Source organism: Amycolatopsis sp. NPDC004378, assembly GCF_053602455.1.
This window is the reverse complement of sequence record NZ_JBSGDR010000003.1, coordinates 345,154-369,244: the sequence shown is the minus strand read 5'-3', so window position 1 is coordinate 369,244 and position 24,091 is coordinate 345,154. Positions and strand designations below refer to the sequence as shown.

Sequence of the window (24,091 nt, the reverse complement as noted above, 5' to 3'; positions counted from 1 at the left end):
GCTCAGCCGCCGTGGGTGGTGTCGCTCTGGTAGGTCGTGTAGGTGTACGGGTTGTCCAGGACCTTCGTCTCCGGGATGTCCGGGTTCATCCCCTGCCGCCACGCCTCCTCCCCCAGCTGCGCGCGCAGGAAGCCGACCGTCGACTCCACCTGCCGGCGGACCGCCGGGAGGTCGACGCCCACCAGACGGCCGTCGCGCTTCACGACGCGGCCGTCGACCAGCACCGTGTGGACGTCGCCGCGCTGGGCCTGGAACGCGACGTGGCCGTACGGGTTGAGCAGGGGGAACGACACCGGCGAGTGGTCGTTCTTCAGCAGCACGACGTCGGCCTTTTTGCCGACGGCGAGGCTGCCGATGTCGGAGCGGCCCAGTGCCGCCGCGCCGCCGCGGGTCGCCCACTCCACGACCTGCTCGGCGCGCAGCGCCGCGTGCGTCACCGTTTCGCCCTTGGCGTGCGCCTCCAGGTGCTCGCGTGAGCGGTCCGCGCCGAGGGTCGTGCGCATCGCGGTGAACAGGTCGCCGCTCCACCAGACCGACGTGTCCATCGACAGCGACACGGGGATGCCGTACTGGCGCAGGGCCCAGGTGGACGGGTAGCCCTGGCCCGCGCTCTGCTCGCTTTCGGTCGACACCGACGCCGACCCGCCGGTCGCGGCGATCCGGTGGTAGGAGTCCGCCGACAGTGACGCGCTGTGGACGTAGATCGTCTCCGGGGTCATGAAGCCGTGGTCGTGCATCAGCCGGATGCCGTCGTCGCCGGTCGCGCCCCACACGCCCGCGTGGGTGGTCACCGGCACGCCGAGCTCGCGCGCCACTTCGAACGCCGGCTTCTCGGGGAACTCCGGGTCGCCGGTGACGTCGAAGGCGAGCTGGAAGCCCAGGTCACCGCCCGTGCGGCGGGAGACGAAGTCCCGGAACTCGGGCTTGGCGGTCCAGTTCGCCGGGGCGTCCTGGATGTTGCCGTAGGCCAGGACGAACCGGCCGGGCACGGCTTCGAGCGCGTCGGCCGCGGCGTCGGCGTGCTGGGTGGTCTGCAGGCCGTGGGACCAGTCCACTGTGGTCGTGACGCCCGCTTCGAGCGCTTCCCAGGCGCCGAGGAGGTTGCCCGCGTGGATGTCCTCGGGGCGGAACACCTTGCCCCACTCGAGGTAGTACCAGACGAAGTACTGGGTCAGCGTCCAGTCGGCGCCGTACCCGCGCATGGCCGTCTGCCACAGGTGGCGGTGCGTGTCGATCATCCCGGGCAGGACGATCCCGCCCGCGGCGTCGATTTCCTCGGTGCCGGCCGGCACCGCCAGCCCCGGTCCGATGGCGGCGATCCGGTCCCCGGTGACGAGGATGTCTTCGCCGGGCAGCACCCGGTGGGTGTCGTCGAGGGTCAGCACCGTTCCGCCCCGCAGGACGATCGACTCCGCCATCGCTGCCTCCGTTTGCGTACACTCGTCCGCTGGCCGGACACTCTGTGGGCGCAGTCACCTTTACCCAGTGCCGCGCCGGTGTCAATCCCCGCCGCTACGCTGCGGTGAGGACCGCTGCAGGAGGAGGTCGCGCATGCCACGCGAGGGAACGGGTCCCGACTTCATCGAAGCCCTGGCGCGCGGGCTCGAGGTGATCACGGCGTTCGGGCCGTTGCGGCCGCAGATGTCGCTCGCCGAGGTCGCGACCGCGGCCGGCCTGGCCCGCCCGACCGCCCGCCGGATCCTGCTCACCCTCGAAGAGCTCGGGTACGTCCGCGCCGACGGGCGCGGCTACGCCCTGACCCCGCGCGTGCTCGACCTCGGGGTCGCCTACGTCCGGTCGATGGGGCTGTGGGACGTCGCCCGGCCACACCTGGAGCGCCTGGTCGCGCGCACGAACGAGTCGTGTTCGATCGCCCAGCTCGACGGCTCCGACATCGTCTACGTCGCCCGGGTCGCGGTGCCGAAGATCGTCGCGCTCGCCGTCCAGATCGGGACCCGCTTCCCCGCCCTGCCGACCTCGCTGGGCAAGGTGCAGCTCGCCGCCCTGCCGCCGGACGAGCTGGACGCGGTGCTGGCCCAGCCGACCCGCTCGGGGCTGGTCCCGCGGTGGCAGCCGGACCGGGCCGAGCGGGACGCCGCGCTGCGCGAGGTGCGCGCCCGCGGCTGGGCCCTGACCGACGAGCAGCTGGCGCTGGGCATCCGCTCGGTGGCCGCGCCGCTGCGCGACGGCTCGGGCCGGGTGATCGCCGGCGTCAACGTCAACTGCCACGCCGCCGAGACGCCCGTCGAACGCCTGCTGCAGCACCACCTGCCGCTGCTGCTGCAGACGGCCGGGGAGATCAGCGCCGACTTCGCGCGGCTCGACGACGTCCCGCACGTCACGGTGCCCGCGGTGTCTTGACCGCGGCCTCCCGCGGAGGCAAACTGCGGACACACGTCCGTTGGACGGACAGGAAGTGAGGGAACCGGGTGGACCACAGCGCAGCCGGCCCGCTGTCCGGGCTGCTGGTCGCGGACTTCTCCCGGGTGCTCGCGGGCCCGTACGCCACGATGCTGCTGGCGGACATGGGCGCCGACGTCGTCAAGGTCGAAGGACCGCAGGGTGACGAGACGCGCACGTGGATGCCGCCGGTGCGCGGGGACGTCTCGACCTACTACCTCGGCGTGAACCGCGGGAAGCGGTCGATCGCCCTCGACCTGCGCGACGAGGCCGACGCCGCGGTCGCGCGCGAGCTGGCGGCCCGCGCGGACGTCGTCATCGAGAACTTCAAGCCCGGCGGCCTGGCCAAGTACGGCCTGGACTACGCCAGCGTCCGCGAGGTCAACGCGGGCAGCGTCTACGCCTCCATCAGCGGCTTCGGCTCCGGCGAGGGCAGCCACGTGCCGGGTTACGACCTGATGGTGCAGGCGATCTCGGGCCTGATGAGCCTCACCGGCGATCCGGAGGGCCCGCCGTACCGGGCCGGGATCTCGGTGTTCGACGTGATGGCGGGCAACCACGCGGTGATCGGCATCCTCGCCGCGCTGCGCCACCGCGACGCGACCGGCGAGGGCCAGCACGTCGAAGTGAACCTGCTGTCTTCGGCGCTGACCGGGCTGGTCAACCACAGCTCGGCCTTCGCCGCGGGAGGCGTGGTGCCCTACCGGATGGGCAACGCGCACCCCAGCGTCTTCCCCTACGAGCCGCTGCCGACCGCGGACGCGGACCTGATCGTCGCCGCCGCCAACGACGGCCAGTTCCGCCGGCTCTGCGAAGTCCTGGACCTGCCGGACGTCCCCGGCGACCCGCGCTTCGCCCGCAACGCCGACCGCACGAAGAACCGCGAGGAGCTGCGGCCCCTGCTGATCGAGCGGCTCGCCAAGAAGACGGCGGTGGACTGGTTCGACGCGCTGACGAAGGTCGGTGTCCCGTGTGGACCGATCAACACGATCGACGGCGGCTTCGCGATGGCCGAGCGCTTCGGGCTGGACCCGATCGTCGCCGTCGGCGAGGGCGAGCGCGCGGTCCCGACCACCCGGCACCCGATCCGGTTCTCCGCGACCCCGGCCGCCTACCGGCTGCCGCCGCCGGAGCTCGACGAACACGGCGCCGAGCTGCGCGCGTGGCTGACGGAGGACGGGAATGACTGAGCACGTCTACGAAACAGCGCTGGGATCGTCCACGAAGGACAAGATCACGCTGCTCGGCCAGGACCTCGCCGAGGACGTCATGGGCACCGTCGGCTTCGGCGAGCTCGCCTTCTGGCTGGCGACGCAGCGACGTCCGTCCACAGGCGAATCCCGGGTCTTCGAAGCGGTGCTGGCCGCCTTGGCCGACCACGGCTTCACCCCGACCGCCATCGTCACCCGGCTGACCTACCTCTCCGCTCCGGACTCCGTGCAGGGAGCGCTCGCGGCCGGGCTGCTCGGCGGCGGGTCGCGCTTCCTCGGCGTCACCGAGGACTGCGGCCGGTTCCTGCACGACGTCCTCGAGCGCGCCGGAACACCCGCCGACGAAGCCGGCTGGGACGCGCTCGCGCTCGAGACGGTCGAAAAGACCAAGGCGGCGAAGAAGTTCGTCCCCGGGCTGGGGCACCACGTGCACAAGGACGGCGACCCGCGCACGCGGCGGCTGTTCGCCATCGCCGACGAAGAAGGCCTGCGCGGCCCGCACCTGGAGCTGTTCGCCGCCATCGGACGGGTCCACCCCCGGGTGCTCGGGAAGACGCTGCCGCTCAACGGCGCGGGCGTCTGCGGCGCCGCGCTCGCCGACCTCGGGCTGCCGCTGGAGCTGCTGCGCGGGTTCGCGCTGCTGGCCCGGACCGCCGGGCTGATCGGCCAGCTCGCCGAGGAGCTGCGCCACCCCGTCGCGAACGACATCTTCCTGTCGGTCGACCTGAACAACCGGCCGGTCCCGCCGGACCCGCCCGCATGAGAGGAACGCCGATGCAGCTCGTCACCGAGGACACCATCACCGAGCTCGCCGCGCGGCGCTGGGCGGGCGCGCACGACCCGCGGACGGCGGAGCTGATGACCGCGCTCGTGCGGCACCTGCACGCGTTCGCCCGCGAGGTGCGGCTGACCGAACCCGAGTGGATGGCCGCGATGAAGTGGCTGACCGCGACCGGGCAGATCAGCGACGAGAAGCGCGAGGAGTTCATCCTCGCCTCCGACGTGCTGGGCCTGAGCATGCTGGTCGTGCAGATGAACCACGCCTTCGACGCCAAGGCCACGCCGGCCACCGTGCTGGGCCCGTTCCACATCGACGGCTCGCCGGAGAAGGGGTTCGGCGGCGACATGTCCGACGGTCTCCCGGGCACGCCGCTCTACGTCACCGGCACGGTCCGCGGCCTGGACGGCGCGCCGGTGGGCGGCGCGATCCTCGACGTCTGGCAGGCCGACGAGGACGGCGCCTACGAGTCGCAGATCGCGGACGTCGACGAGGCGCGCCTGCGCGCGAAGTACGCCACCCGGCCCGACGGGTCCTACTGCCTGCGCACCATCGCCCCGAAGGGTTACTCGATCCCGATGGACGGCCCGGTCGGCGAGCTCATCGGCGCCACCGACATCAGCCACTTCCGGCCCGCGCACGTGCACTTCCTGATCAACGCCGCCGGCTACGAACCGCTGATCACGCACCTGTTCCAGGAGGGCGCGCAGTACCTCGACAGCGACGTCGTCTTCGGCACCAAGCCGGAACTGGTGGTCACCTTCGAAGAGCGTGAGCCCGGGCCCACGCCGGACGGCGGCGAGTCGGCGGAGCCGTGGCTCGAGGCGCGGTACGACTTCGTCCTCCAGCCCGTCTGACGCCCGTGCGCGCGGTGGAGATCCGGGAGCCCGGGCGGCCTCCGGTGGCGACCGAGCGGGAGCGGCCGGAGCCGGGAGTGGACGAGGTCGCGGTGAGTGTCACGGCCGCGCCGATCACCCCGCTCGACCTGCTGTGTGCGTCCGGCACGTCGTACTTCGGGACGCCTGAGCTGCCGTACGTGCCGGGGGTGCAGGGTGTCGGCGTGCTGACGCGCCCGACCCCGACCGAGCCGGCCGGGACGGCGGTCTGGTTCGCCACGACCGCGGGCATGCGGCCCGGGGACGGCAGCATGGCCGAACACGCCGTGGTCGCGCCCGCCGACCTGGTGGTGCTGCCGGCCGGGGCGGACCCCGCGCTGGTGGCGGCGCTGGGGCTGTCGGCGGTGGCGGCGTGGGTGGCGTTGACCGGCAAAGGCGAACTGCGGCCCGGCGAGACCGTGCTGGTGCTCGGCGCCGGTGGTGTGGTCGGCCAGTCGGCCGTGCAGCTGGCCCGCGTCGCCGGGGCCGGGTACGTCGTCGCGTGCGCGCGGACCGACGCCGCGCTGGAGCGGGCCCGGCGGCTCGGGGCGGACAGCGTCGTGCGGCTCGAAGAAGACGACGACGTCGATGCGCTGGCGCGGCGGCTCGGTGCCGTCCCGGTGGACCTGGTGCTGGACCCGGTGTGCGGGATCCCGGCCGCCGCGGCCCTGCGGGCGCTGCGACCGGGCGGGCGGCTGGTGAACCTCGGCAGCGCGGCCAGCGACGAGTGCCCCGTGTCTTCGGCCGTGCTGCGCAGCAGGTCGCTGCACATCCACGGCTACACGAACAACGAGCTCGACGCCGGCCACCGCCGCGAAGCACTGCTGACGGTCGTGGCCCACGCGATGGCCGGGCAGCTCACCGTCGACTACGAGCGCGTCCCGCTGGGCGACGCGGCCGACGCCTGGACCCGTCCCGGCCGGATCGTGCTGGTGCCCTAGCGGCCGTAGCCCTCGGCGGCCAGCACCTTCCCCATCATCTCGTAGGCCGCGGGGTCTTCGGGCGCGACCGTGGCCAGGCCGTCGACGTAGCGGTTGTACATGCAGAACGCCGCCGCGATGAGCACGGTGTCGTGCAGTTCGACGTCGGTCGCCCCTTCGGCGCGGGCCGCCGCGACGAGCTCGTCGGTGACGGCGCGGCCGGTCAGCCGGACGGCCAGCGCGATCCGCAGCAGGGCCTTGATCTTGCCGGACACCGGTGCGTCGTCGACCCCGGCGCAGGCCGCGTCGACGACCGCCCGGCCGCCTTCGAGGGTCTCGGCCGCCGCGGCCGCGTGGCTGCCGTGGCAGAAGCGGCACTCGTTGCCGTTCGACACGACGGCCGCGATCAGCTCGCGTTCGCCGACGGTCAGGGTGCTCGGCCCGCGCAGGAGGGTCTGCGCCAGGTGGTTCAGCGGGGCCGCGGTTTCCGGGCGGTAGGCCATCAGGGACCGGATCCCGGGCAGCTCCGGGTCGAGCGGGATGTGCGGCATCGGCTACTCCTCGCGAGGCGTCAACGATCTCCTCGCGAGTCTTTCCGGTGACGGCGGCCCGGCCAACCTCCGCGTTGCGCAACCGGGCCGCCGCCGAACGGCTCAGCTGACGGTGAAATCGTCGGCGTAGACGGCACTTTGGCCGTACCAGCCGTGGACGTACACCGTCACGGCCCCCGATGCGCCGGTCGTGAACGGCACGGACAGCTGGGTCCAGCCGCTGCTCGAGGTCCACGTGCTGGCGCTCGCGCCGCCCCGGACGCCGACGTAGGCGTAGCTGCCCTGCACCCACGCCTTGAGCGTGTAGGCGTGGTTCGGGGCGAGCGTGACGTTCTGCGCCGCTTCCCCGGTGGCCGAGGCCGTGGGCACCACCTGCAGCGCGTGGGTCCCGGAGTGGGCCGGGGTGGCGACGACCGCGTCGCCCGGCGCGCTCCACGGGCTCAGCGCGCCGGTCTCGAACCCGCCGTTGACGACGCCGCCGGCGGGCGGGGTGCCGTTCACGGTGAGGGTGAACGTGGTGCTGTGGCTGCCGGAGGTGCCGGTGCCGGTGATCGTCAGCGGGTAGCTGCCGGGGACGGCCGCGGCGGTGGTGCTCACCGACAGCGTCGCGCTGCCGCCGGCGGTCACGGAGCCCGGGCTGACCGACGCGGTGACGCCGGACGGAGCGCCGGTGACCGAGAGCGTCACCTGCTGGGCGGAGCCGGACGTCACGGCGGTGCTCACCGTCGCGCTCGCCGAGCCACCCGGGTCGACCGCGGCCGAGGCGGGGTTCGCGGCGACCGAGAAGTCGTTGCCGGGCACGGTGGTGCCGCCGGTGAAGGGCCCGAAGGCGTGGCTGAAGAACCAGGGGTCCTGGGCGATGCCGGAGCAGTTGTCCGCGGCGGCGCCGCCGGGGCAGCTGCCGTTGTCGCGTTGCAGGGCCCAGAACGACAGCTCGTTGATGCCCTTCGAGACGGCCCAGTTGTAGACGGTCGCGGCGTCGGCGGTGGTGAACGTTTCGGCCGGGCCGAAGTCGTCGACGCCGATCATCTCGGTGATCCCGACCATCGACCACAGCTGCGCTTGGGTCTTGCCCGGGTACAGCGCGCCGAGCTGGCCCACCAGGCCGGTCGCCGAGGTCTGGGTGTCGGTGGCCATCTCGTGGGCGGCGTTGTCGTAGTAGTCGAAGGTCATCATGTTCACGACGTCGACGCGGGTGCCGTTGGAGACGGCGTTGCGCAGCACGGCGAGCCCGCTGTCGGCGAGACCGCGCGTGGTCGTGGGCAGGGTGTAGGAGATCTGCAGCGGGCGCCCGGAGGCCGCGGCCCAGTCCTGGACCTTCTTGATGGCCTTGTTGCGGCGGTCGATCCCGGCGGTGTTGGTCAGCGAGTTGTCCTCGATGTCCATGTCCAGGCGCGGGACGTCGTAGGTGGTGATGACCCCTTCGTAGGCGGCGGCGATCGAGTCGACGCTGGTGCAGCTGTCGGCTGTTTCGGTGCCGGTGTTGTCGGCGGTGTAGCCGCCGAAGGACGGGATGACGTCCCCGCCGCGGGAGCGGATGGTGCTGATGTCGGCGCCGAAGGTCGAATTGGCGATCGGCATTCCGGTGTCACCGTTCCAGTAGACGGTGCACGAGCCCTTGGTGGCGGCCTGGATGAACGCCATCGTCAGGTGCTTGGCGCCCGACTGCTGGGCCAGCGTGGCCGGGCTTTCGCCGGTCCACGCTTCGAAGTAGGGCGCGAAGACGTGGGCGGGCAGCGGCGTGGCGGCCTGGGCGGACCCGGCCGTGGCGACCAGTGATCCGGCCGAAAACGCCGCCAGGGCCAGGGAAACGGACAATCGGGAGAAAGGTCTGCGTCGACGCATTCGGGTGCTCCAGTGCCGGCGGGGGCCGTGCCGCGGCGTTGCACGGCGAGAACGGTTTCAGGATTGGATCAGACCAATATTGGCGTCAAGGTCTAGACCACTAAACCGGCCGGATGGCGGCACGTGTTGCTCGCCCCCGATCCGGAATGTCGGACTTGACGCCCCGCCCGGCCGCTCTGCCGGGGCCACGACCACGGCGAGTGATTAACGATCGTGACAAAAACGTTCCAACCGGCCGGGTTCGCCCGGTAGCGTGCGCGTCCATGCGGGTGACATGGGGGACAATGGGACAGCGCAGAGTGACCAAACCGTGGCGTGCGGCCCCCAAAGCCGCCCTCTCCAGCCCGCTCACGCTGATCGTGGCGGCCGTGACCTCGCTGCTCGCCTGCTTCCTCGGGACCGCCGCGGTCCTGCAGGCTTCCGCCGCCGGCGGCGCGGCCGTGACCTACCAGACCGGGATCACCTGCCCCGACAGCTTCGGCCCGGTGTTCGGCAAGGGCAACATCCCGGTGCAGGACATCCCGGCGCTCACGGGCGCGGTCCAGCGCCACGCGGCCGCGCACGGGTTCGGCACGCCCGTCGTCGGCCAGTACACGAACGTGCTCGTCGGGACCCAGTTCAACGGCGACCCGCACTACAAGGTCCGGCTCGGCTACCGCGACCAGGCCGGTCTGGACAACCTGACGCTGCGGCAGGGCTCGCGCGCGCCCGGGCTGTGGCTGGGCAACGTCGTCGCCGACGCCGAGCACATCGGCCTCGGCACGAAGCCCGCCATCCGGGGGGTCGCGCTGCCGCCGGTCACCGGGATCTACGGCGACCTGCTGGACCCGCCGCCGCGGTGGTGGTGCTCGCAGCAGTCCGGCGCCGTCGTCGACCGCCTCGCCAACGACCCGATCGACTCGATCGTGTTCGCCACCGACCGCAGGACCTTCGACGACACGGTCCGGGCGCTCGGCCTGCCGACCATGCAGTACTTCCACATCTCGTTCTACGAGCCCGCGCCGGCCACCCTCGCCGCGGCCGAAGATCTGCTGCAGCGCTCGCAGGACCTGGTCGCCGACGTCCGCGCGGACCTGACCGCCCAGGGGCTCGGCCGGCTGGTCGCCGCCGACGTCCCGACGTTCGGCCGCTCGGTGCAGATCGCCCGCCAGGCCCAGGACAACGTGCTGGTGTCGATCCTGCCGCTCGCCCTGATCAGCGTCCTGGTCGGCTGCGCGGGCCTCGGCACGGTCGCCCTGCAGTGGTACCAGCGCCGGCACGCGCAGCTGCGGCTGCTGTCCGCCCGCGGCAGCGGGCCGGGCGCGCTGGGCGGGCTCGCCGTCGCGGAACTGGGCCTGCCGATCCTGCTGGGCGGCGCGCTCGGCGCGGTCGCGGCCCGGCTGCTGCTCGGCGTCTACGGCCCACCGGGTGCACCCGATCCCGAGGCGGAGCTGCGCGCGGGGTTCGTCGCGGCCGGCGTGCTGGTGGTGTCGCTGGCGTTGCTCGCGTTCGTCGTCGCCGTCCGGGCGCACCGCGAGTTCGAGCTGGGCCGGGTGCGCCGCAAGGGCAACCGGGTGCGGCTTCTCGGGTACTTCCCGTGGGAGCTCGCGACGGCGGGCATGGCGTGGCTCGGCTGGACCCGCCTGACCCACTACAGCACCGGTTCACGCCTCGGAAATCCATTACCGCAGGTGGACCCGCTGGCCCTGACGTACCCGGTGTTCGTCGTGCTGACCGTGGGCCTGCTGACCGCGCGGCTGGCGTGGCTGGCCCTGCGCGTCTCGCACCGGGCCCGGCTGTGGTCGCGTCCGGCCCTGCAGCTGGCGATCCGGCGGCTGGCCGGCGCGCGGGCCCCGGTGACCGGGGTGCTCGTGATCGGCACCCTCGCCATCGGCACGCTGGCCACCGGGATCGGCATCGCCCGCGGCCAGGAGGACGCGCTGGACACGAAGTCGTCGATCTTCGTCGGCAGCAACGCCCGGCTCGACACCGACAGCCCGATCGGGATGGGCGAGGTCGCGATGCCGGCCTCGCTGGCCGGGGCGAGCACCGTGGTCGGCGAGCTGACCGGCACCGGCAGTGTGGTGCTGGTGGTCGACCCGGCGACGTTCACCCGGGGCGCCGCCGTCGGCAGCGTCCCGGCGGACGACCTCGGCGGCCTGCTGCGGCAGATCTCGCAACCGGACCCGCGCGGCACGCCCGTGATCCGCGTCGGGCACACCGCGAAGCAGTCCGCGCGGATGCCGGACGGGCTGCGGGACGCCGTGGCCGTCGCCGACCTGCCGGTGTTCCCGATGATCGGCACCTCCCCCGGTTATGTCGTGTCCCGCACCGCGCTCGACCACGGGCAGCTGGACCGGATTCCGAAGTGGAGCGTGCTCACGACCGCGCCGCTGGCGGACGCGACGGCCGCGCTGCGCGGCGCCGGCGTGTTCATCCCCAACCGGATCAGCCGCGAAACCGCGCTGGACGGCCTGCCGTTCTTCGTCGTGTCGTGGACGTTCTCGTTCGTGGCGCTGCTCGGCGCGGTGCTCGGGGTCGTGGCGATCCTCGCGCTGCTCGTCGCGGTCGAGGTCCGGCGGCGGCAGAACGCCCTCGCCGGGGCTTTGGTGCTGCGGATGGGCATGCGGCCGCGGACGCTGCTGGCGAGCCACCTGATGGAACTGGGTGCGCTCAGCGGGCTGGCCATCGTCGTGGGCGTGGTGTGCGGGCTGTCGGTGGCGGGGCTGTCGGTGCCGCGGTTCGACCCGGCGACGTTCCTCGCGCCGCGCTCGGAGCTGCCCGACCCGCTGCCGTTCGTGCTGACCGTGCTGCTCGTCGGCGTGCTCGTGGTGGGCCTGGCCGGCTGGATCGCGGTGCGCTCGGTGCGCACCGCCCGGACCGCGGAGCTGATCCGTGCCTGACAAACCGATCTTCTCCCTGCGCGGCATCGGCGTCGACTACCCGACGCCCGCCGGCGTCGTCACCGGCGTCGACGACGTCAGCATCGACGTGCCCGCGCGCGGCATGACCGTGCTCGCCGGGCCGTCCGGCTCCGGGAAGTCGACGCTGCTGCGTGTGCTGGGCCTGTTCGAACCGCCCGCGCGCGGCAGCCTGACGTTCCAGGGCGCCGACGTCCGCAAGCTCAAGCACCGCGAGCGGCGGGCGCTGCGGCGGCACCACCTGGGGCTGGTGTTCCAGAACCCGGCCGACAACCTGCTGGGCTACCTCAGCGTCGCCGAGAACCTGCGTGCCGCCGCCGAGGCCGCCGGGACCGAGTGCACCCCCGACGACATCCTCGGCCGGCTCGGCCTGCACGGCACCGGCGGCTGGAAGATCTCCGCGCTCTCGGGCGGTCAGCAGCAGCGGCTGGCGTTCGGGTGCGTGCTCGCCGCGCGCTCGACGGTCATCCTCGCCGACGAGCCGACGTCCCAGCTGGACGAGGCGTCGGCCGACCTGGTGCTGGACACCCTGCAGTACCTGGTGGACCAGGACTTCGCGGTGCTGGTCGCTTCGCACGACGACCGCCTCATCGACCTCGGCGCGCGCGTGGCCCGGCTGCACAAGGGCACGCTCCAAGGCGTCGAAGAACGGGAGCCGCTGCCATGACGATCGTGGAGGCCGTCGGCCTGCGCCGCAGCTTCGCCCACCCCAGCGGCGACATCGAGGTGCTGCGCGGACTGGAGCTGCGGGTCGGCGCCGGAGAGCTCGTGACGGTGTCAGGCCGCTCCGGGTCGGGCAAGAGCGCGCTGCTGGCCCTGTTGTGCGGGTTCGACTCCCCCGACTCCGGGTGCGTGCTGCTCGACGGCGTCCCGATCAGCGGCGCGCCGCCGTGGCACACCTGTGCCGTGCTGCCGCAGGCGCTCGGGCTGGCCAACGAGCTGACGATCGCCGAGAACGTCGCCCTGCCACTGCGGCTGCGTTCGGACGTGCCGCGCCCGTCCCACGCCGCCATCCAGGAGCGCGTCACCGGGCTGCTGGACGAGCTCGGCATCGGCGGGCTCGGCGACCGCTACCCGCTGGAGGTGTCGTTCGGGCAGCAGCAGCGGGTGGCGCTGGCCCGCGCGGTCGCCGGCCGGCCGCGGGTGCTGCTCACCGACGAACCGACCGCGCACCTGGACGCGGGCAGCACGCCGCGGGTGCTGCGGCTGCTGCGCCGGTGTGCGGAAGAGGGCGCGGCGGTGATCGTCGCGACCCACGACGACGAGGTGCACCGCATCGCCGACCGCCGCGTCCGGCTGCTCGACGGGGTGCTCACCGCGCTGCTGGACTAACCGATCAGGAATCGAGAAGCGCTGGTCAACGGGCCGCGAATAGCGTGATTCCCGTACCGCACCACCGACTTCAGGAGCACCGCGATGAGCACCCAGGGGATCAAGACCGTCCTGCACCCCGTCACCGACCTGGCCGCGGCCAAGGCCGTCTACACCGCCCTGCTGGGCATCGAGCCCCAGGCCGACTCGCCCTACTACGTCGGTTACGACGCCGGTGGCCAGCACATCGGCCTGGTGCCGAACAGCGGCATGACCGCCCCGGTCGCCTACTGGGAGGTCGCCGACATCCACGCCAAGCTCGCCGAGGTCACGGCGTCGGGCGCGAAGGTGAACGAGGACCCGAAAGACGTCGGCAACGGTCGCCTGGTGGCGACCTTCACCGATGCCGACGGCAACGTCCTGGGCCTGCTGCAGGACCCCGCCTAAGCCAGGGCCGTCGACCGGCTGACGTCCTCCCAGGCGGCCAGGTCGGCCGCGAGCGCCCGGTGCTGGGCGCGGATCGCTTCCACGGCGTCCGCGCCCAGCGCGAGGTGCAGGGGCGCGTCGTCGCGGTCCACCGCGCGCACGATCGCCGCGGCCGCCTTGGCCGGGTCGCCGGGCTGGGTGCCGTCCATGGTCTCGACCGCGTCCCGCGTGCCCGCCGTCGACACGGCGTAGGCGTCGATCGTGCGGGAGCGGTGCATGCGGCCGCCGCCGAACTCGGTGCGGAACGCGCCGGGCTCGACGATCAGCACCTGCACCCCGAACGGCTTCACCTCTTCGGCGAGGGCTTCGGACAGGCCTTCCAGCGCGTACTTCGCGGAGCTGTAGGCGCCGAACCCGGGCATCGACAGCTGCCCGCCCATCGAGCTGATCTGCACGACCGTGCCGCGGCCCTGGGCCCGCAGGTGCGGCAGGACCGCCTTGGTGACCGCGACCGCGCCGAAGAACATCACCTCCATCAGGTCGCGCAGCTCGTCCATGGTGAGCTCTTCGACCGCGCCGACCGACCCGTTGCCGGCGTTGTTGACCACGACGTCGATCCGGCCGAACTCCTCGAGCGCGGTCTTCACCGCGGCGTCGACCTGGCCGGGGTCGGTGACGTCCAGGGCCGCGGTCCGGACCCGGTCGCCGCCGCGGTCGTGCAGCGCGGCCAGGGTTTCCGGCCGGCGCGCGGTAGCCACGACCCGGTCGCCCGCGGCGAGCGCGGCCAGCGCGATCTCCCGGCCGAAGCCGGCGGAGCAGCCGGTGATCAGCCAGACGCGGCCGTCGGTGTTCGTCATGTTCGTGTTCCTCCCAGTGGGTTTCCTGCTTCCATCCTGGGGAAGATCACGGCGCGGTCGCCAACACCGATGTCCTGCCGGGGCTACAGTCTGAGCCTGTGACCCCCGAGCTGCGGCAGCTTCGCTACTTCGTCGCCGTCGCGGACGCGACCAGCTTCACGCGCGCCGCGGCCGGGCTGCACATCGCGCAGCAGTCGCTGTCGCAGCAGATCACGGTCCTGGAACGCACCCTCGGCGCGCGGTTGTTCGACCGCGACGAGCGTGGCACCCGCCTCACCGCGGTCGGGCGGCTGTTCCTGCCGGAGGCCCGCGCGGTGCTGGCCCGCGCCGACGAAGCCGTCGCGACGCTCGGGCGGGCGGTGCGCGGGGAGATCGGCAGCGTGCGGCTCGCGTTCCTCGCCACGACGGCGAACTACCTGCTGCCACCGATGGTCCGCGCCGTCCGCGAGCGGTTCCCCGACCTCACGGTGACGACGGCGGAGGCGTCGATCGCCGAGCTCGTCGACGGCCTGCGCGAGCGCCGGTTCGACCTGGCCTTCACCCGGCCGCCGCTGGTCCCCGGCCTGGCGTCGCGGACACTGCTGACCGAGGAGGTCTGCGCCGTCGTCCCCGCGGACCACCCGCTCGCCGGGCGCGCGTCGCTGACCCTCGCGGACCTCGCGGACGAGCCGTGGGTGCTGACCCCGCGCGGCAGCTGGGAACCGTGGCACCGCAGCTACGACGACGACTTCGCCGCCGCCGGCTTCGCGCCGCGGGTCGTGCAGCGGGCCGCCACCGTGCAGGGCCTGCTGGGACTGGTCGCGGCCGGGGTCGGCGTCACCCGGCTGACCCGCTCGTCGCACAGCCTCCGCCGCTCCGGGGTGGCGTTCGTGCCGCTCGAGGACGACGTCGCCCGGACCGAGCTGGTGTGGTTGCCGGGCAACGACAACCCGGCGCTGGGCGCGATCACGGACGTCGCGGTGGAACTGGCCGCGACCACCGATCTGACCGAGGCGGGCTGATCGTCCCGTTGACACCGAAAGTTGATTGACAAGAGCATTTGGTTGACAAATGTGTCCACCCCTTTCTTGTTGACAACCAACCAGCAAGATCAATAGGCTGTTCAATGTTGACGAGCAATTTCTGCCATTCAAGTAAACGGTTTCAGCAACGGTTCAAGCGAAGGAGCCGCGGGATGAACTCGCCCATTGTCCGCCCACCATCCATGGACGACGGCGGGTCGGCGCTGTTCAGCTGGGTCGACGAGATGCGCGAGAACCACCCCGTCGCCGTCGACGAGAACGGTACGTGGCACGTATTCCGGCACGCCGACGTCCGCCGTATTTTCACCGATTACCAGACCTTCTCCTCCGATCCGGGATTGCTGCTGCCGGACACGGCCGAAGCCGTTCGCGGCAATATGGCCGCGGTCGACCCGCCGGTGCACCACCGGCTGCGGAAACTGGTCAGCAAGGCGTTCACGCCGAAAGTCGTCGCCGATCTGGAACCGCGGATCGGCGCCGCCGCGGACGCGTTGATCACCGCGATGGCCGAACGGGACGACCCCGACCTCATCCGGGACCTCGCCTACGCGCTCCCGATCGTGGTCATCGGGGACCTGATCGGCATCCCCGTGGAGGACCGGACGCTCTACCGCGGCTGGGCCGACGCGCTGCTGGCCGGCGGCGGCCCCCAGGAGGACGGCACCTCGCTGACCGAGGTGATGGAGGCCTACCTGGGCGACCTGCTCTCGCAACGCCGGCGCCACCCGGAAGACGACTTGTTCAGCGCGCTCGCCCACGCCGAAGTCGACGGCGAGCGGCTCGCCGACCACGAGGTGCTCAACTTCGCCTCCCTGCTGCTGGCCGCCGGGCACATCACCACCACGATGATGCTCGGCAACACCGTGCTGTCGCTGCACGAGTTCCCCGAGGCGGCGGCCGCGGTCCGCCGCGACCGGGCGCTGTTGCCCGGCCTGCTCGAAGAGGTCCTGCGCCACCGGCCGCCGATCATGCGGCTGCTGCGGATCAGCACCACCGACGTCGAGCTCGGCGGTGTCACCGTTCCGGCCCGCTCGATGGTCACCCCGTGGCTGCTCGGCGCGAACCGCGACCCGCGCCACTACGCCCGGCCCACCGAGTTCGACCCGCGCCCGCGCAAGGACGCGAACCTCGCCTTCGGCGGCGGCGTCCACTTCTGCCTCGGCGCGCCGCTGGCCCGGCTCGAGGGCCGGGTCGTGTTCGAGCTGCTGCTGGACCGGTTCGCCGAGATCCGCGTGCGCGACGGCGTCCAGGTCGGCTACCCGTCCCCGATGATCTTCGGCGTCCGCGAGCTGCCCGTCGAACTCGTCCCCCGCCAGGCCGTGGCCCGCTCGGCGTGATCCGTAGAATCGACGGCGATGCGACGTCTTCGGTGGTACTGGGGAGCACTGGTCCTCGCGTGCGTGGCCCTGCTGGTGGGCCTCTTCGTCTTCTTCGGTTCGGAAAGCAGGCCCGGGCAGCCGCAGCCGCGCCAGGGCCCGCCGGGCACCGGGCCGCTGACCGTCGTCGCGATGGGTGACAGCACGGTCTCGGGGGAAGGTGCCGGGCAGTACACGCCCGCCACCAACGGGCAGGGCGGCAACTGGTGTCACCGCTCCCCCAACGCTTTCGTGGAGAAGGTCGTCGTGCCGGGCATCACCGCGCACGTCAACCTCGCCTGCTCCGGCGCGCCCGCCGAGCAGGTCGCGCTCGGCGACGTCAAGCAGTGGACGGAACCGTCGCAGGCGCAGCAGCTGGCCGCACTGGTGAAGGACCACCGGGTGGCCGTGGTGGTGATCGCGGTCGGCGCGAACGACGAGCCGAAGTTCTCGAACCAGGTGACCGAGTGCTTCAAGGCGTGGTTCGACCCGGGTGGCCCGCCGTGCAGCGAAGCGCTGAAGCAGACGTGGCAGTCCAAAGTGGACGCGATGGTCCCGAAGGTGGCGACCGCGGTCTCCGACGTCAAGAAGGTGCTGGCCCAGGCGGGCTACGTGCCGGCGGACTACCAGCTGGTCCTGCAGTCCTACGCCGCCCCGATCGGCCCCGACCTGCCCGAGGACCTGCGCAGCCTCAACGGCTGCCCGTTCCGCGTCGAAGACCTGCGCTGGATCTCCCAGACCGGGATCGGCATCCTCTCGACCGGGCTCAAGGCGGCCGCACAGCAGACCGGCGCCCGGTTCCTCGATCTGGCGAAGGCGGGCGTCAAGCACGAGGCGTGCAGCGGCGGCGCGAACCCGGCGACGGAGTGGTTCACCCGGCTGACGCTGCAGCTGGCCGACCTTGGCCAAGCCGACCGGGCGGGCCACGCGCTGCAGGAGTCGTTCCACCCCAACGCCGCCGGCCACACCGCGATCGCCAACTGCCTCACCGAGTTCATCGCGGCACGCGAAGGCAACGCGACGTGCCTGGCGGGCGCCGACGGCAAGCTCCACTCGGCCCCGGAGGTCGTGGCCCGCTGACGCGCGGACGTCGTCAGAGGTCGAGGGCCGCGCGCAGGGCGATGTCGATGCGTTCCTGGACGTCCTGGTCGATCTCGGCGATGCGCTCGTCGAACCACGGCCGGTAGAGCCGGGTCAGGTTGAGCGTCGACACCCAGTAGCGGGCGTCGATCGCCACGCCGAGGATGTCCATCGGGTCGCGCTCGAGCAGTTCCGTGCCGAGCAGCCACGGCCGCTCGGACTCGTTCACCCCGTCCGAGGACAGCAGCACCACCGTGCGCTGGCGGGCCGGATCGGTCGGGGGGTGGTACGTCCAGACTTCACCCCTGCGCACGCAGATCCTTTTCCGCCGCGCTGCGCTCGGCCTCGTCCGACTCCGCGACGGCCGGTTCCGGCTTCTGCGGGGTGTAGCCCGTGCGAACCGCCTCGCGCCTGGCCGCCTTCGACAGCCAGGACGAGACCGAGATCCCGTGTGCTTTCGCGGCACGTTCGGCGAACTCCAGGGCGCCGCTGTCCAGCGAAAGGGTGACCTTACGTGTTGCCATACCTTTTACCGTACCAGCGACCCGGCCGCCGGGCGGGCGGCCGGGTCAGAACGTGGGCGAACGTCCCTCGAACGGCGTAGAGAGCACCACCGTCGTCCGGGTCGACACCTTCGCGGCCTCCCGGATCCGGCGCAGCAGGTCCTCCAGCGCCAGCGGCGACTGGACGCGCACCAGCAGGATGTAGGACTCGTCCCCGGCCACCGAGTAACAGGACTCGATCTCCTTGATGTGCTGGATCCGCTGCGGGTAGTCGTCCGGCGCCGCCGGGTCGTTCGGCGTCAGCGAGATCAGCGCCGTCAGCGGCAGCCCGATCTGCTCGCCGTCGAGCCGCGCGGTGTACCCGAGGATGACCCCCCGCTGCTCGAGGCGGCGCACCCGCTGGTGCACCGCCGACACCGACAACCCGACACGCTCGGCCAGGTCGGTGAAGCTGCGCCGCCCGTCGGCCGCGAGCTCCTGGACGATCGACTGGTCCAGCGGCTCCAGGCCGCCGGGTGTCATGCGTCCAGCACGACGAGCTCGTGCGGCTGGTTGTTGACGGACTCGACGCCGTCCTCGGTGACGATCACGATGTCCTCGATCCGGGCGCCCCAGCGGTCCGGCTGGTAGATGCCCGGCTCGACGCTGAAGGCCATGCCCGGCTCCAGCGGCAGCGCGTTCCCGGCGATGATGTAGGGCTCCTCGTGCACGTCCAGGCCGATGCCGTGGCCGGTCCGGTGGATGAAGTACTCGCCGAACCCGGCCTCGGCGATGACGTCGCGCGCGGCGGCGTCCACCGACTCGGCCGTGACACCCGGCTTCACCGCCGCCACCGCGGCGGCCTGGGCCCGCTGCAGCACCGCGTACGTCTCGGCGACGTCGGCGTCGCGCGGCGCGCCGACCGCGTAGGTGCGGGTGGAGTCGGAGTTGTAGCCCGCCGGCAGCGGGCCGCCGATGTCGACGACCACGACGTCACCCTTCTCGATGACGCGGTCGGACACGTCGTGGTGCGGGCTCGCACCGTTCGGACCGGACCCGACGATCACGAAGTCGGCCTGCACGTGCCCCTCCTCGACGATCGCCGCCGCGATGTCGGCCCCGACCTCCGCCTCGGTCCGGCCGGGCCGCAACCACTCGTGCACGCGGGCGTGCACACGGTCGATCGCCGCACCGGCGTCCCGCAGCGACGCGATCTCCGCGGCGTCCTTGCGCATCCGCAGCTCCCGCACGACCGGGCCGGCCAGCGTCTGCTCGGCGTCCCCGAGCGCCGCCCGCAGGGCCAGCACGTGCAGGGCCGGGGTGAAGTCGCTGACCGCGACCCGCCCCGGCTTGCCCAGCCGGTCCGCCACCAGCTTGTACGCGTCGTCGCCGTCCACCCAGGTCAGCAGCTCGACACCCAGCTCGTCGGTCGGCACGTCGGCGTAACCGGGCGCCTCCAGCTTCGGCACGACCAGCGCGGGCGCGCCCTCGGCCGGGACGACGAGGGTCGTGAGCCGCTCGAACGAGCCGCCGGCCTGCCCGATCAGGTAGCGCAGGTCCGAGCCGGGCGCGATCAGCAGGGCGTCGGTGTCCGCGGCGGCCGCGGCGGAGCGGGCCCGGTCGAGGCGGGCACGGAGGGCGGCGGCGTCGGGGGCGGGCGTGTGGAGGGATCGGCGCGACATGAGGGCGAGCCTAGCCGGGCATCCCGGGTGATCCACTCGCCCGGGCCCGCGACATGCCGCACTTTGGCGAATAGGCGCCGGGCCGGGTGCGTGGCAGGCTGTGCGGGTGACCGGACCACTTGCCCTGCTCGACTCCGCGAGCCTGTACTTCCGTTCGTTCTTCGCCCTGCCCGACTCGATGCGCGCCGCCGACGGGACGCAGGTCAACGCCGTGAAGGGGTTCGCCGACACCATCGCGCGGATCCTCACCGACCGCAAGCCGTCCCGGCTGGTGTGCTGCCTCGACGCCGACTGGCGGCCGAAGTTCCGCACCGACCTGCTGCCCAGCTACAAGGCGCACCGCGTGGCCGAAGAGACCGGCGGCGACAGCCCCGACGTCGAAGAGGTCCCCGACACCCTCACCCCGCAGGTCCCGATCATCCTCGACCTCCTGGAGGCCTTCGGGTTCGCCACCGCCGAAGCCGCCGGCTACGAAGCCGACGACGTCATCGGCGCGCTCGCGACGAAGGAGAAGAAGATCCCCGTCGAGGTCATCACCGGCGACCGGGACCTGTTCCAGCTGGTGCGCGCCGAACCGTCCCCCGCGTCGGTGATCTACGTCGGCAAGGGCTGGGCCAAGGCCGAGGTGCTCGGCCCGGCCGAGATCGCCGAACGCTACGGCCTCCCCCGCGAAACCGCCGGCCCCGCCTACGCGGACATGTCCATGATGCGCGGCGACCCCTCCGACGGACTGCCCGGCGTCGCCGGCATCGGCGAGAAGACCGCCGCGAAGCTCATCACGCAGTTCGGCTCGCTCGACGCCCTGCTCGAGGCCTCCGCCGCCGGCGACGCCCGCGTCCCGCTGAAGACGCGGCTGCGGCTCGCCGAGGCCGCCGACTACCTCGCCGTCGCCCCGACCGTCGTCCGGGTCGCCGTCGACGCGCCGGTCGAGCAGTCCCGCCCCGACACCGTGCCCGCGACACCCGCCGACCCCGAACGGGTCGCCGAGCTGGCCGAGCGGTGGAACCTCGGCCAGTCGGTCGAGCGGCTGCTCAAGGCCCTGCCCGGCGCCTAGAACAACGTCCCGTTCCACGGCGCCACGACCGTCGTGAACAGCTCGTCGGCACGGGACACCGCGGCCGGGTCGCGCACCTCGACCCGGCCCGCCGCCACCAGCGCCGACACGCTCCACTGCCCGAGGTAGAGCATCCCGAGGGTGTCGACGTCCAGGGCCAGGTCCGCGGCGGCGTCCGTACGCTGGGCGCCGTCCGGGCCGACCTCGTAGTGCCCCGCGTTCGCCGGCAGCATCCGGTCGGCCACCGCGAGCACCACGGACCCGGCACCGCCGTACGTGCGGGCCGCCAGCGCGGCCGCGACGTCGACCGGCCGCAGCCACAGGTCGTCCTCGACGTCGGTCGTGCGCGCGTGCCGGTGGTCGGTCAGCATCACCGCCAGCGGCTCGTCCACCGGACGCCAGCGGGCCCGCACCCCCGACACCAGGTCCACCGACAGCAGGAACCGCCACAACCCGGCCGCCGCGACCGGACCGGCCGCCTGCAGGTCCCGCACCCGCAGCACGGCACCCGCGTCAGGCGACTCCAGCGTGCGGCGGTCGACCGTGCCGTACACGACGAACCCGTCGTCCCCATCGGGTCCACTGTGGACCGCGACGACGTGGTCCCCGTCCGGGCCCACGTGCCGGTCGTGCGTGGTCGGCCACCACAACCCCGGCCGGCCGATCATCCCGGGCCGGTGCAGCCCGATCCGTTCGTACAGCGCCGGAATCTCCTTCACCGCCGCCTCCGGCGTCAGCATCCGGACGTCCCCGCCCGCCGGCACCCGCTCGTGCAGCCGCGCGGCCGGCCGCTCCACCCACACCGTCTTGCCCAGCGTGGCCGAGCCGTAGCCGAACCGGCCGTAGATCGTCGGTTCACTGGCGTGCAACGCCGCCAGCGGGATCCCGCGCGCCGCGAAGTCCGCCAGCTGCGCGGCCATCATCGCCGTCAGCACCCCGCGCCGCGTCCGGTCCGCGCGCACACCGACCCCGTCGACGGCCGCCAGCGGCACCACCCCGCCGCCGGGCACGGCGATCTCCGTCTCCATCGAGCTCGCCACCCCGATCGGCGTCGCCCCGTCGAACGCGCCGACCTTGTGCGCCGCCGGCCACGAGTCCCCGAACCGGGACCAGGCCTCGTCGCCGACCCGGTTGCTGTGCAAGGAGCGGCCCAGCACGTCGAACGTGGCACGGCGCTCGTCTTCGGTCACGGGACGGATGTCGAAGTCGGTCATGCCGCCGATCCTGCCGCCCGGGCCCGCCCTCGGCATCCCGTTTTCCGCCCGGTCAGAAGTGCGTACCGCTCCACGCCGCCACGCGCGTCCCGAACAACACGTCCGCGGCCACCACCGCGGCCGGGTCCCGCACCTCGATCCGGCCCGCCCCCGCCAGCGCCGAGGGCCGCCACGTCCCGAGGTAGACCATCCCGAGCGTGGCGACGTCGAGCCGCAGCGCCGCGCGCTCGTCCGTGCGCTCGGCGCCCTCCGCCGAGATCCGGTACGCACCGCTGTTGGCGGGCAGCACCGGATCGACGACCTCGACCACGACCGGCCCGGCCTGACCGTACTCACGCGCGGCCAGCGCCTTCGGGACGTCGACGAGCCGCAGCCAGTGCTCGTCACCGATCCGGTCGACCGTGACCTGCCGGTGGTCGGCCAGGATCAGCTCGATCGGCTCGTCCAGCGGACGCGCGTCGGCGACGATCCGGTCGACCAGGTCGACCCCCAGCAGGAACCGCCACAACCCGGCGAACGCGGCCGGCGTGCCCGGGAACATGTCCACCAGCTGCAGGTGCTTCGTCCACGGCGGCACCTGCAGACCGTCCACGTAATAGGTCGCGAACCCGTCCGGGCCGTCGGGACCGTGGTGCACCGCCGCCCTGACCGGATGAGGACTGCGGCGGCCCTGAGCCCCGTAGAGCCGCCAGATCACCTCCGGGCGCGACATCATCCCCGGCCGCCGCGCGAGCCGCTCGTAGATCCCGGGACAGACCTCCAGGGCCGCGTCCAGGCCGAGCACCTCGATCTCCCCGGTCGCCGGAGCGTCCGGACGCAGCCGCGCCCGGTGCCGGTCCACGCTGTACGTCCGGTACCGCGCCGCCAAGCCGTACCCGAACCGGCCGTAGATCACCGCCTCCGAAGCCAGCAGGCACGCGAACACCACCTCACGCGCGGCGAAGTCCTCGAGCTGCGCGGTCACCAACGCCCGCATCACACCCCGCCGCGTCCGGTCCGCCCGGACACCCACCCCGGTCACCCCGGCCATCGGCACCCGGGCACCACCGGGAACGGTCAGCTCCGCGTCGAAAGACCGCGCGGTACCGACGAAATCCGGGTCGAACGCACCGATCGCCCCACCGTCCTGGTACGCGCCGGCCGCGCGCTCCCAATCGGCGTCATCACTCGGCGGAACGTGCACACTAGCGCGGAACAGCTCACTGGCCGCCCGGTGCTCCTCGGCGCGCAGCGTCCGGATCTCGAAGTCGCTCATCCCCGGATCATCTCCGGAAACGCCGGGATCCGGCCACCGCAATACCGCGGCGACCGGATCCCGGACCGGACTACTTGGTGGCAGGCGGCGAAACCTCGTAGTTGCCGCCGTCACCCTTCACCGTGATCGGCACCTGCTGCGGCTTCCCGGCGATGGTCGCGGTGCACTCGAACTTCGCACCGTCCTGGACCTTCTCCTCGGCCGGGCACGTCACCCCGGTGACACCCTCGATCTTGTAGGTGTCGGTCAGCAGCTTCTGCACATCGGTCTGCATCTGCGTGTTGTTGAACACCTGCGTCTTGAAGAACCCCGGCGCGACGAACCCGAGAATGCCCACGACCGCGACCACCACGACCAGCACGATGATGCCGATCAGCAGCCCCTTCTTCGACTTCGCCGGCTTCTCACCCTCCGGCGCGCCCTGACCGGGGAACTGCTGCTGGCCGTAGTCGTACTGCCCCGGCGGCTGCTGCCCGTACTGCGGCTGCTGCTGCGGACCACTCTGCGGGTACGCCCCACCCGGCTGCTGCCCGTACCCCGGCTGCGCCTGCGGCCCGCTCTGCGGATACCCGCCCCCGGGCTGCTGCTGGCCGTACGGCGGCGGCTGCTGCCCCCACTGCGGCTGCTGCTGCGGCGCGTACCCCCCGGGCTGCTGCCCCCACTGCTGCGGCTGCTGGGGCTGCTGCGGCTGACCCCACTGCTGCTGCTGGTTCGGGTCGTACGGAGGCGGCTGCTGACCCCACTGGGGTTGCTCCTGCGGCCCGCTCGGCGGGTACGCGCCCCCCGGCTGCTGCCCGTACTGGGGCTGCTGTGGGTCGTTGCCGCCATACGGCGTGCTCATCGTCTGCCTCCGCCTGCTTCGCTCATCTAGCT

At 72.6% G+C, this 24,091-nt stretch carries 24 protein-coding genes; 13 read left to right on the top strand and 11 right to left on the bottom strand.

Features of this window, described 5'->3' with window-relative positions; genetic code table 11:
• Positions 1–2 precede the first annotated feature (2 nt).
• A complete protein-coding gene (locus tag ACWEN0_RS13350) occupies positions 3–1,418 on the bottom strand; it encodes an amidohydrolase family protein (protein ID WP_451972670.1) in 1,416 nt (471 codons plus the stop codon).
• 133 nt (positions 1,419–1,551) lie between these two features.
• Here ACWEN0_RS13350 and ACWEN0_RS13345 point away from each other — a divergent pair, with 133 nt between their 5' ends.
• The 5 genes from ACWEN0_RS13345 (at position 1,552) to ACWEN0_RS13325 (ending at position 6,205) form a co-directional block, all read left to right on the top strand.
• Positions 1,552–2,361 (top strand): IclR family transcriptional regulator domain-containing protein, encoded by an 810-nt coding sequence (locus ACWEN0_RS13345; RefSeq protein WP_451972668.1) that lies wholly within the window; start codon positions 1,552–1,554, stop codon positions 2,359–2,361.
• A 68-nt stretch (positions 2,362–2,429) separates the two neighbouring features.
• A complete protein-coding gene (locus tag ACWEN0_RS13340; protein WP_451972666.1) occupies positions 2,430–3,590 on the top strand; it encodes a CaiB/BaiF CoA transferase family protein in 1,161 nt (386 codons plus the stop codon).
• The gene (locus ACWEN0_RS13335) at positions 3,583–4,374 is read left to right on the top strand and encodes a citryl-CoA lyase (RefSeq protein ID WP_451972664.1); all 792 of its coding nucleotides are present in this window, start codon (positions 3,583–3,585) and stop codon (positions 4,372–4,374) included. Before ACWEN0_RS13340 ends, ACWEN0_RS13335 begins: the two co-directional genes overlap by 8 nt.
• A gap of 11 nt (positions 4,375–4,385) precedes the next feature.
• On the top strand, positions 4,386–5,246 hold the full coding sequence (locus ACWEN0_RS13330) for a dioxygenase family protein (protein WP_451972662.1): 861 nt from the start codon (positions 4,386–4,388) through the stop codon (positions 5,244–5,246).
• 44 nt (positions 5,247–5,290) lie between these two features.
• Positions 5,291–6,205 carry a quinone oxidoreductase family protein gene (locus ACWEN0_RS13325; RefSeq protein ID WP_451972660.1) on the top strand — a complete coding sequence of 305 codons (915 nt, stop codon included), beginning with the start codon at positions 5,291–5,293 and terminating at the stop codon, positions 6,203–6,205.
• On the opposite strand, the gene ACWEN0_RS13320 is transcribed toward ACWEN0_RS13325, so the two are convergent.
• Together ACWEN0_RS13320 and ACWEN0_RS13315 are read right to left on the bottom strand one after the other, a co-directional pair.
• Positions 6,202–6,735, bottom strand: coding sequence for a carboxymuconolactone decarboxylase family protein (locus ACWEN0_RS13320; protein WP_451972658.1), 534 nt, complete (start codon positions 6,733–6,735; stop codon positions 6,202–6,204). The two genes, ACWEN0_RS13325 and ACWEN0_RS13320, sit on opposite strands and share 4 nt — an antisense overlap.
• Positions 6,736–6,837: 102 nt before the next feature.
• Positions 6,838–8,553: a glycosyl hydrolase family 18 protein gene (locus tag ACWEN0_RS13315; protein WP_451972656.1), complete on the bottom strand. Its 1,716-nt coding sequence runs from the start codon at positions 8,551–8,553 to the stop codon at positions 6,838–6,840.
• Positions 8,554–8,879: 326 nt separating this feature from the next.
• Here ACWEN0_RS13315 and ACWEN0_RS13310 point away from each other — a divergent pair, with 326 nt between their 5' ends.
• The 4 genes from ACWEN0_RS13310 to ACWEN0_RS13295 all read left to right on the top strand — a co-directional run bounded on the left by ACWEN0_RS13310 (position 8,880) and on the right by ACWEN0_RS13295 (position 13,238).
• On the top strand, positions 8,880–11,462 hold the full coding sequence (locus ACWEN0_RS13310; RefSeq protein WP_451972654.1) for an FtsX-like permease family protein: 2,583 nt from the start codon (positions 8,880–8,882) through the stop codon (positions 11,460–11,462).
• Entirely contained in the window at positions 11,455–12,147 is a 693-nt protein-coding gene (locus tag ACWEN0_RS13305) for an ABC transporter ATP-binding protein (RefSeq protein WP_451972652.1), read from the top strand. The genes ACWEN0_RS13310 and ACWEN0_RS13305 overlap by 8 nt, the downstream gene beginning before the upstream one ends.
• Entirely contained in the window at positions 12,144–12,812 is a 669-nt protein-coding gene (locus ACWEN0_RS13300) for an ABC transporter ATP-binding protein (RefSeq protein WP_451972650.1), read from the top strand. Before ACWEN0_RS13305 ends, ACWEN0_RS13300 begins: the two co-directional genes overlap by 4 nt.
• A gap of 84 nt (positions 12,813–12,896) precedes the next feature.
• Positions 12,897–13,238 carry a VOC family protein gene (locus tag ACWEN0_RS13295; protein WP_451972648.1) on the top strand — a complete coding sequence of 114 codons (342 nt, stop codon included), beginning with the start codon at positions 12,897–12,899 and terminating at the stop codon, positions 13,236–13,238.
• Here ACWEN0_RS13295 and ACWEN0_RS13290 read toward each other — a convergent pair.
• Complete coding sequence (locus ACWEN0_RS13290; protein WP_451972646.1) at positions 13,235–14,074, bottom strand: oxidoreductase; 840 nt, start codon at positions 14,072–14,074, stop codon at positions 13,235–13,237. The two genes, ACWEN0_RS13295 and ACWEN0_RS13290, sit on opposite strands and share 4 nt — an antisense overlap.
• 98 nt (positions 14,075–14,172) lie before the next feature.
• On the opposite strand from ACWEN0_RS13290, the gene ACWEN0_RS13285 reads away from it, so the two are divergent.
• From ACWEN0_RS13285 to ACWEN0_RS13275, 3 genes are all read left to right on the top strand, one after another.
• Positions 14,173–15,075, top strand: coding sequence for a LysR family transcriptional regulator (locus ACWEN0_RS13285; protein WP_451972644.1), 903 nt, complete (start codon positions 14,173–14,175; stop codon positions 15,073–15,075).
• Between the two features lie 173 nt (positions 15,076–15,248).
• Positions 15,249–16,433, top strand: a complete 1,185-nt coding sequence (locus ACWEN0_RS13280) for a cytochrome P450 (protein WP_451972642.1) — start codon at positions 15,249–15,251, stop codon at positions 16,431–16,433.
• Between the two features lie 18 nt (positions 16,434–16,451).
• Positions 16,452–17,531, top strand: coding sequence for a GDSL-type esterase/lipase family protein (locus tag ACWEN0_RS13275; RefSeq protein WP_451972640.1), 1,080 nt, complete (start codon positions 16,452–16,454; stop codon positions 17,529–17,531).
• 13 nt (positions 17,532–17,544) lie between these two features.
• Here ACWEN0_RS13275 and ACWEN0_RS13270 read toward each other — a convergent pair whose 3' ends face one another.
• Genes ACWEN0_RS13270 through ACWEN0_RS13255 form a run of 4 tightly spaced genes read right to left on the bottom strand, consistent with a single transcriptional unit; the run spans position 17,545 to position 19,695 of the window.
• Positions 17,545–17,844 carry a hypothetical protein gene (locus ACWEN0_RS13270; RefSeq protein WP_451972639.1) on the bottom strand — a complete coding sequence of 100 codons (300 nt, stop codon included), beginning with the start codon at positions 17,842–17,844 and terminating at the stop codon, positions 17,545–17,547.
• Complete coding sequence (locus ACWEN0_RS13265) at positions 17,831–18,055, bottom strand: hypothetical protein (protein WP_206788328.1); 225 nt, start codon at positions 18,053–18,055, stop codon at positions 17,831–17,833. The genes ACWEN0_RS13270 and ACWEN0_RS13265 overlap by 14 nt, the downstream gene beginning before the upstream one ends.
• Before the next feature lie 45 nt (positions 18,056–18,100).
• Complete coding sequence (locus ACWEN0_RS13260) at positions 18,101–18,556, bottom strand: Lrp/AsnC family transcriptional regulator (protein WP_003092399.1); 456 nt, start codon at positions 18,554–18,556, stop codon at positions 18,101–18,103.
• Entirely contained in the window at positions 18,553–19,695 is a 1,143-nt protein-coding gene (locus tag ACWEN0_RS13255) for a M24 family metallopeptidase (RefSeq protein ID WP_451972637.1), read from the bottom strand. Before ACWEN0_RS13255 ends, ACWEN0_RS13260 begins: the two co-directional genes overlap by 4 nt.
• 106 nt (positions 19,696–19,801) lie before the next feature.
• Here ACWEN0_RS13255 and ACWEN0_RS13250 point away from each other — a divergent pair, with 106 nt between their 5' ends.
• Positions 19,802–20,749: a 5'-3' exonuclease gene (locus ACWEN0_RS13250; RefSeq protein WP_451972635.1), complete on the top strand. Its 948-nt coding sequence runs from the start codon at positions 19,802–19,804 to the stop codon at positions 20,747–20,749.
• Here ACWEN0_RS13250 and ACWEN0_RS13245 read toward each other — a convergent pair.
• The 3 genes from ACWEN0_RS13245 to ACWEN0_RS13235 all read right to left on the bottom strand — a co-directional run bounded on the left by ACWEN0_RS13245 (position 20,746) and on the right by ACWEN0_RS13235 (position 24,059).
• The gene (locus tag ACWEN0_RS13245) at positions 20,746–21,963 is read right to left on the bottom strand and encodes a GNAT family N-acetyltransferase (RefSeq protein ID WP_451972633.1); all 1,218 of its coding nucleotides are present in this window, start codon (positions 21,961–21,963) and stop codon (positions 20,746–20,748) included. The two genes, ACWEN0_RS13250 and ACWEN0_RS13245, sit on opposite strands and share 4 nt — an antisense overlap.
• Before the next feature lie 52 nt (positions 21,964–22,015).
• Positions 22,016–23,218, bottom strand: coding sequence for a GNAT family N-acetyltransferase (locus tag ACWEN0_RS13240; RefSeq protein WP_451972631.1), 1,203 nt, complete (start codon positions 23,216–23,218; stop codon positions 22,016–22,018).
• A 70-nt stretch (positions 23,219–23,288) separates the two neighbouring features.
• On the bottom strand, positions 23,289–24,059 hold the full coding sequence (locus ACWEN0_RS13235; RefSeq protein WP_451972629.1) for a DUF4333 domain-containing protein: 771 nt from the start codon (positions 24,057–24,059) through the stop codon (positions 23,289–23,291).
• Positions 24,060–24,091 lie beyond the last annotated feature (32 nt).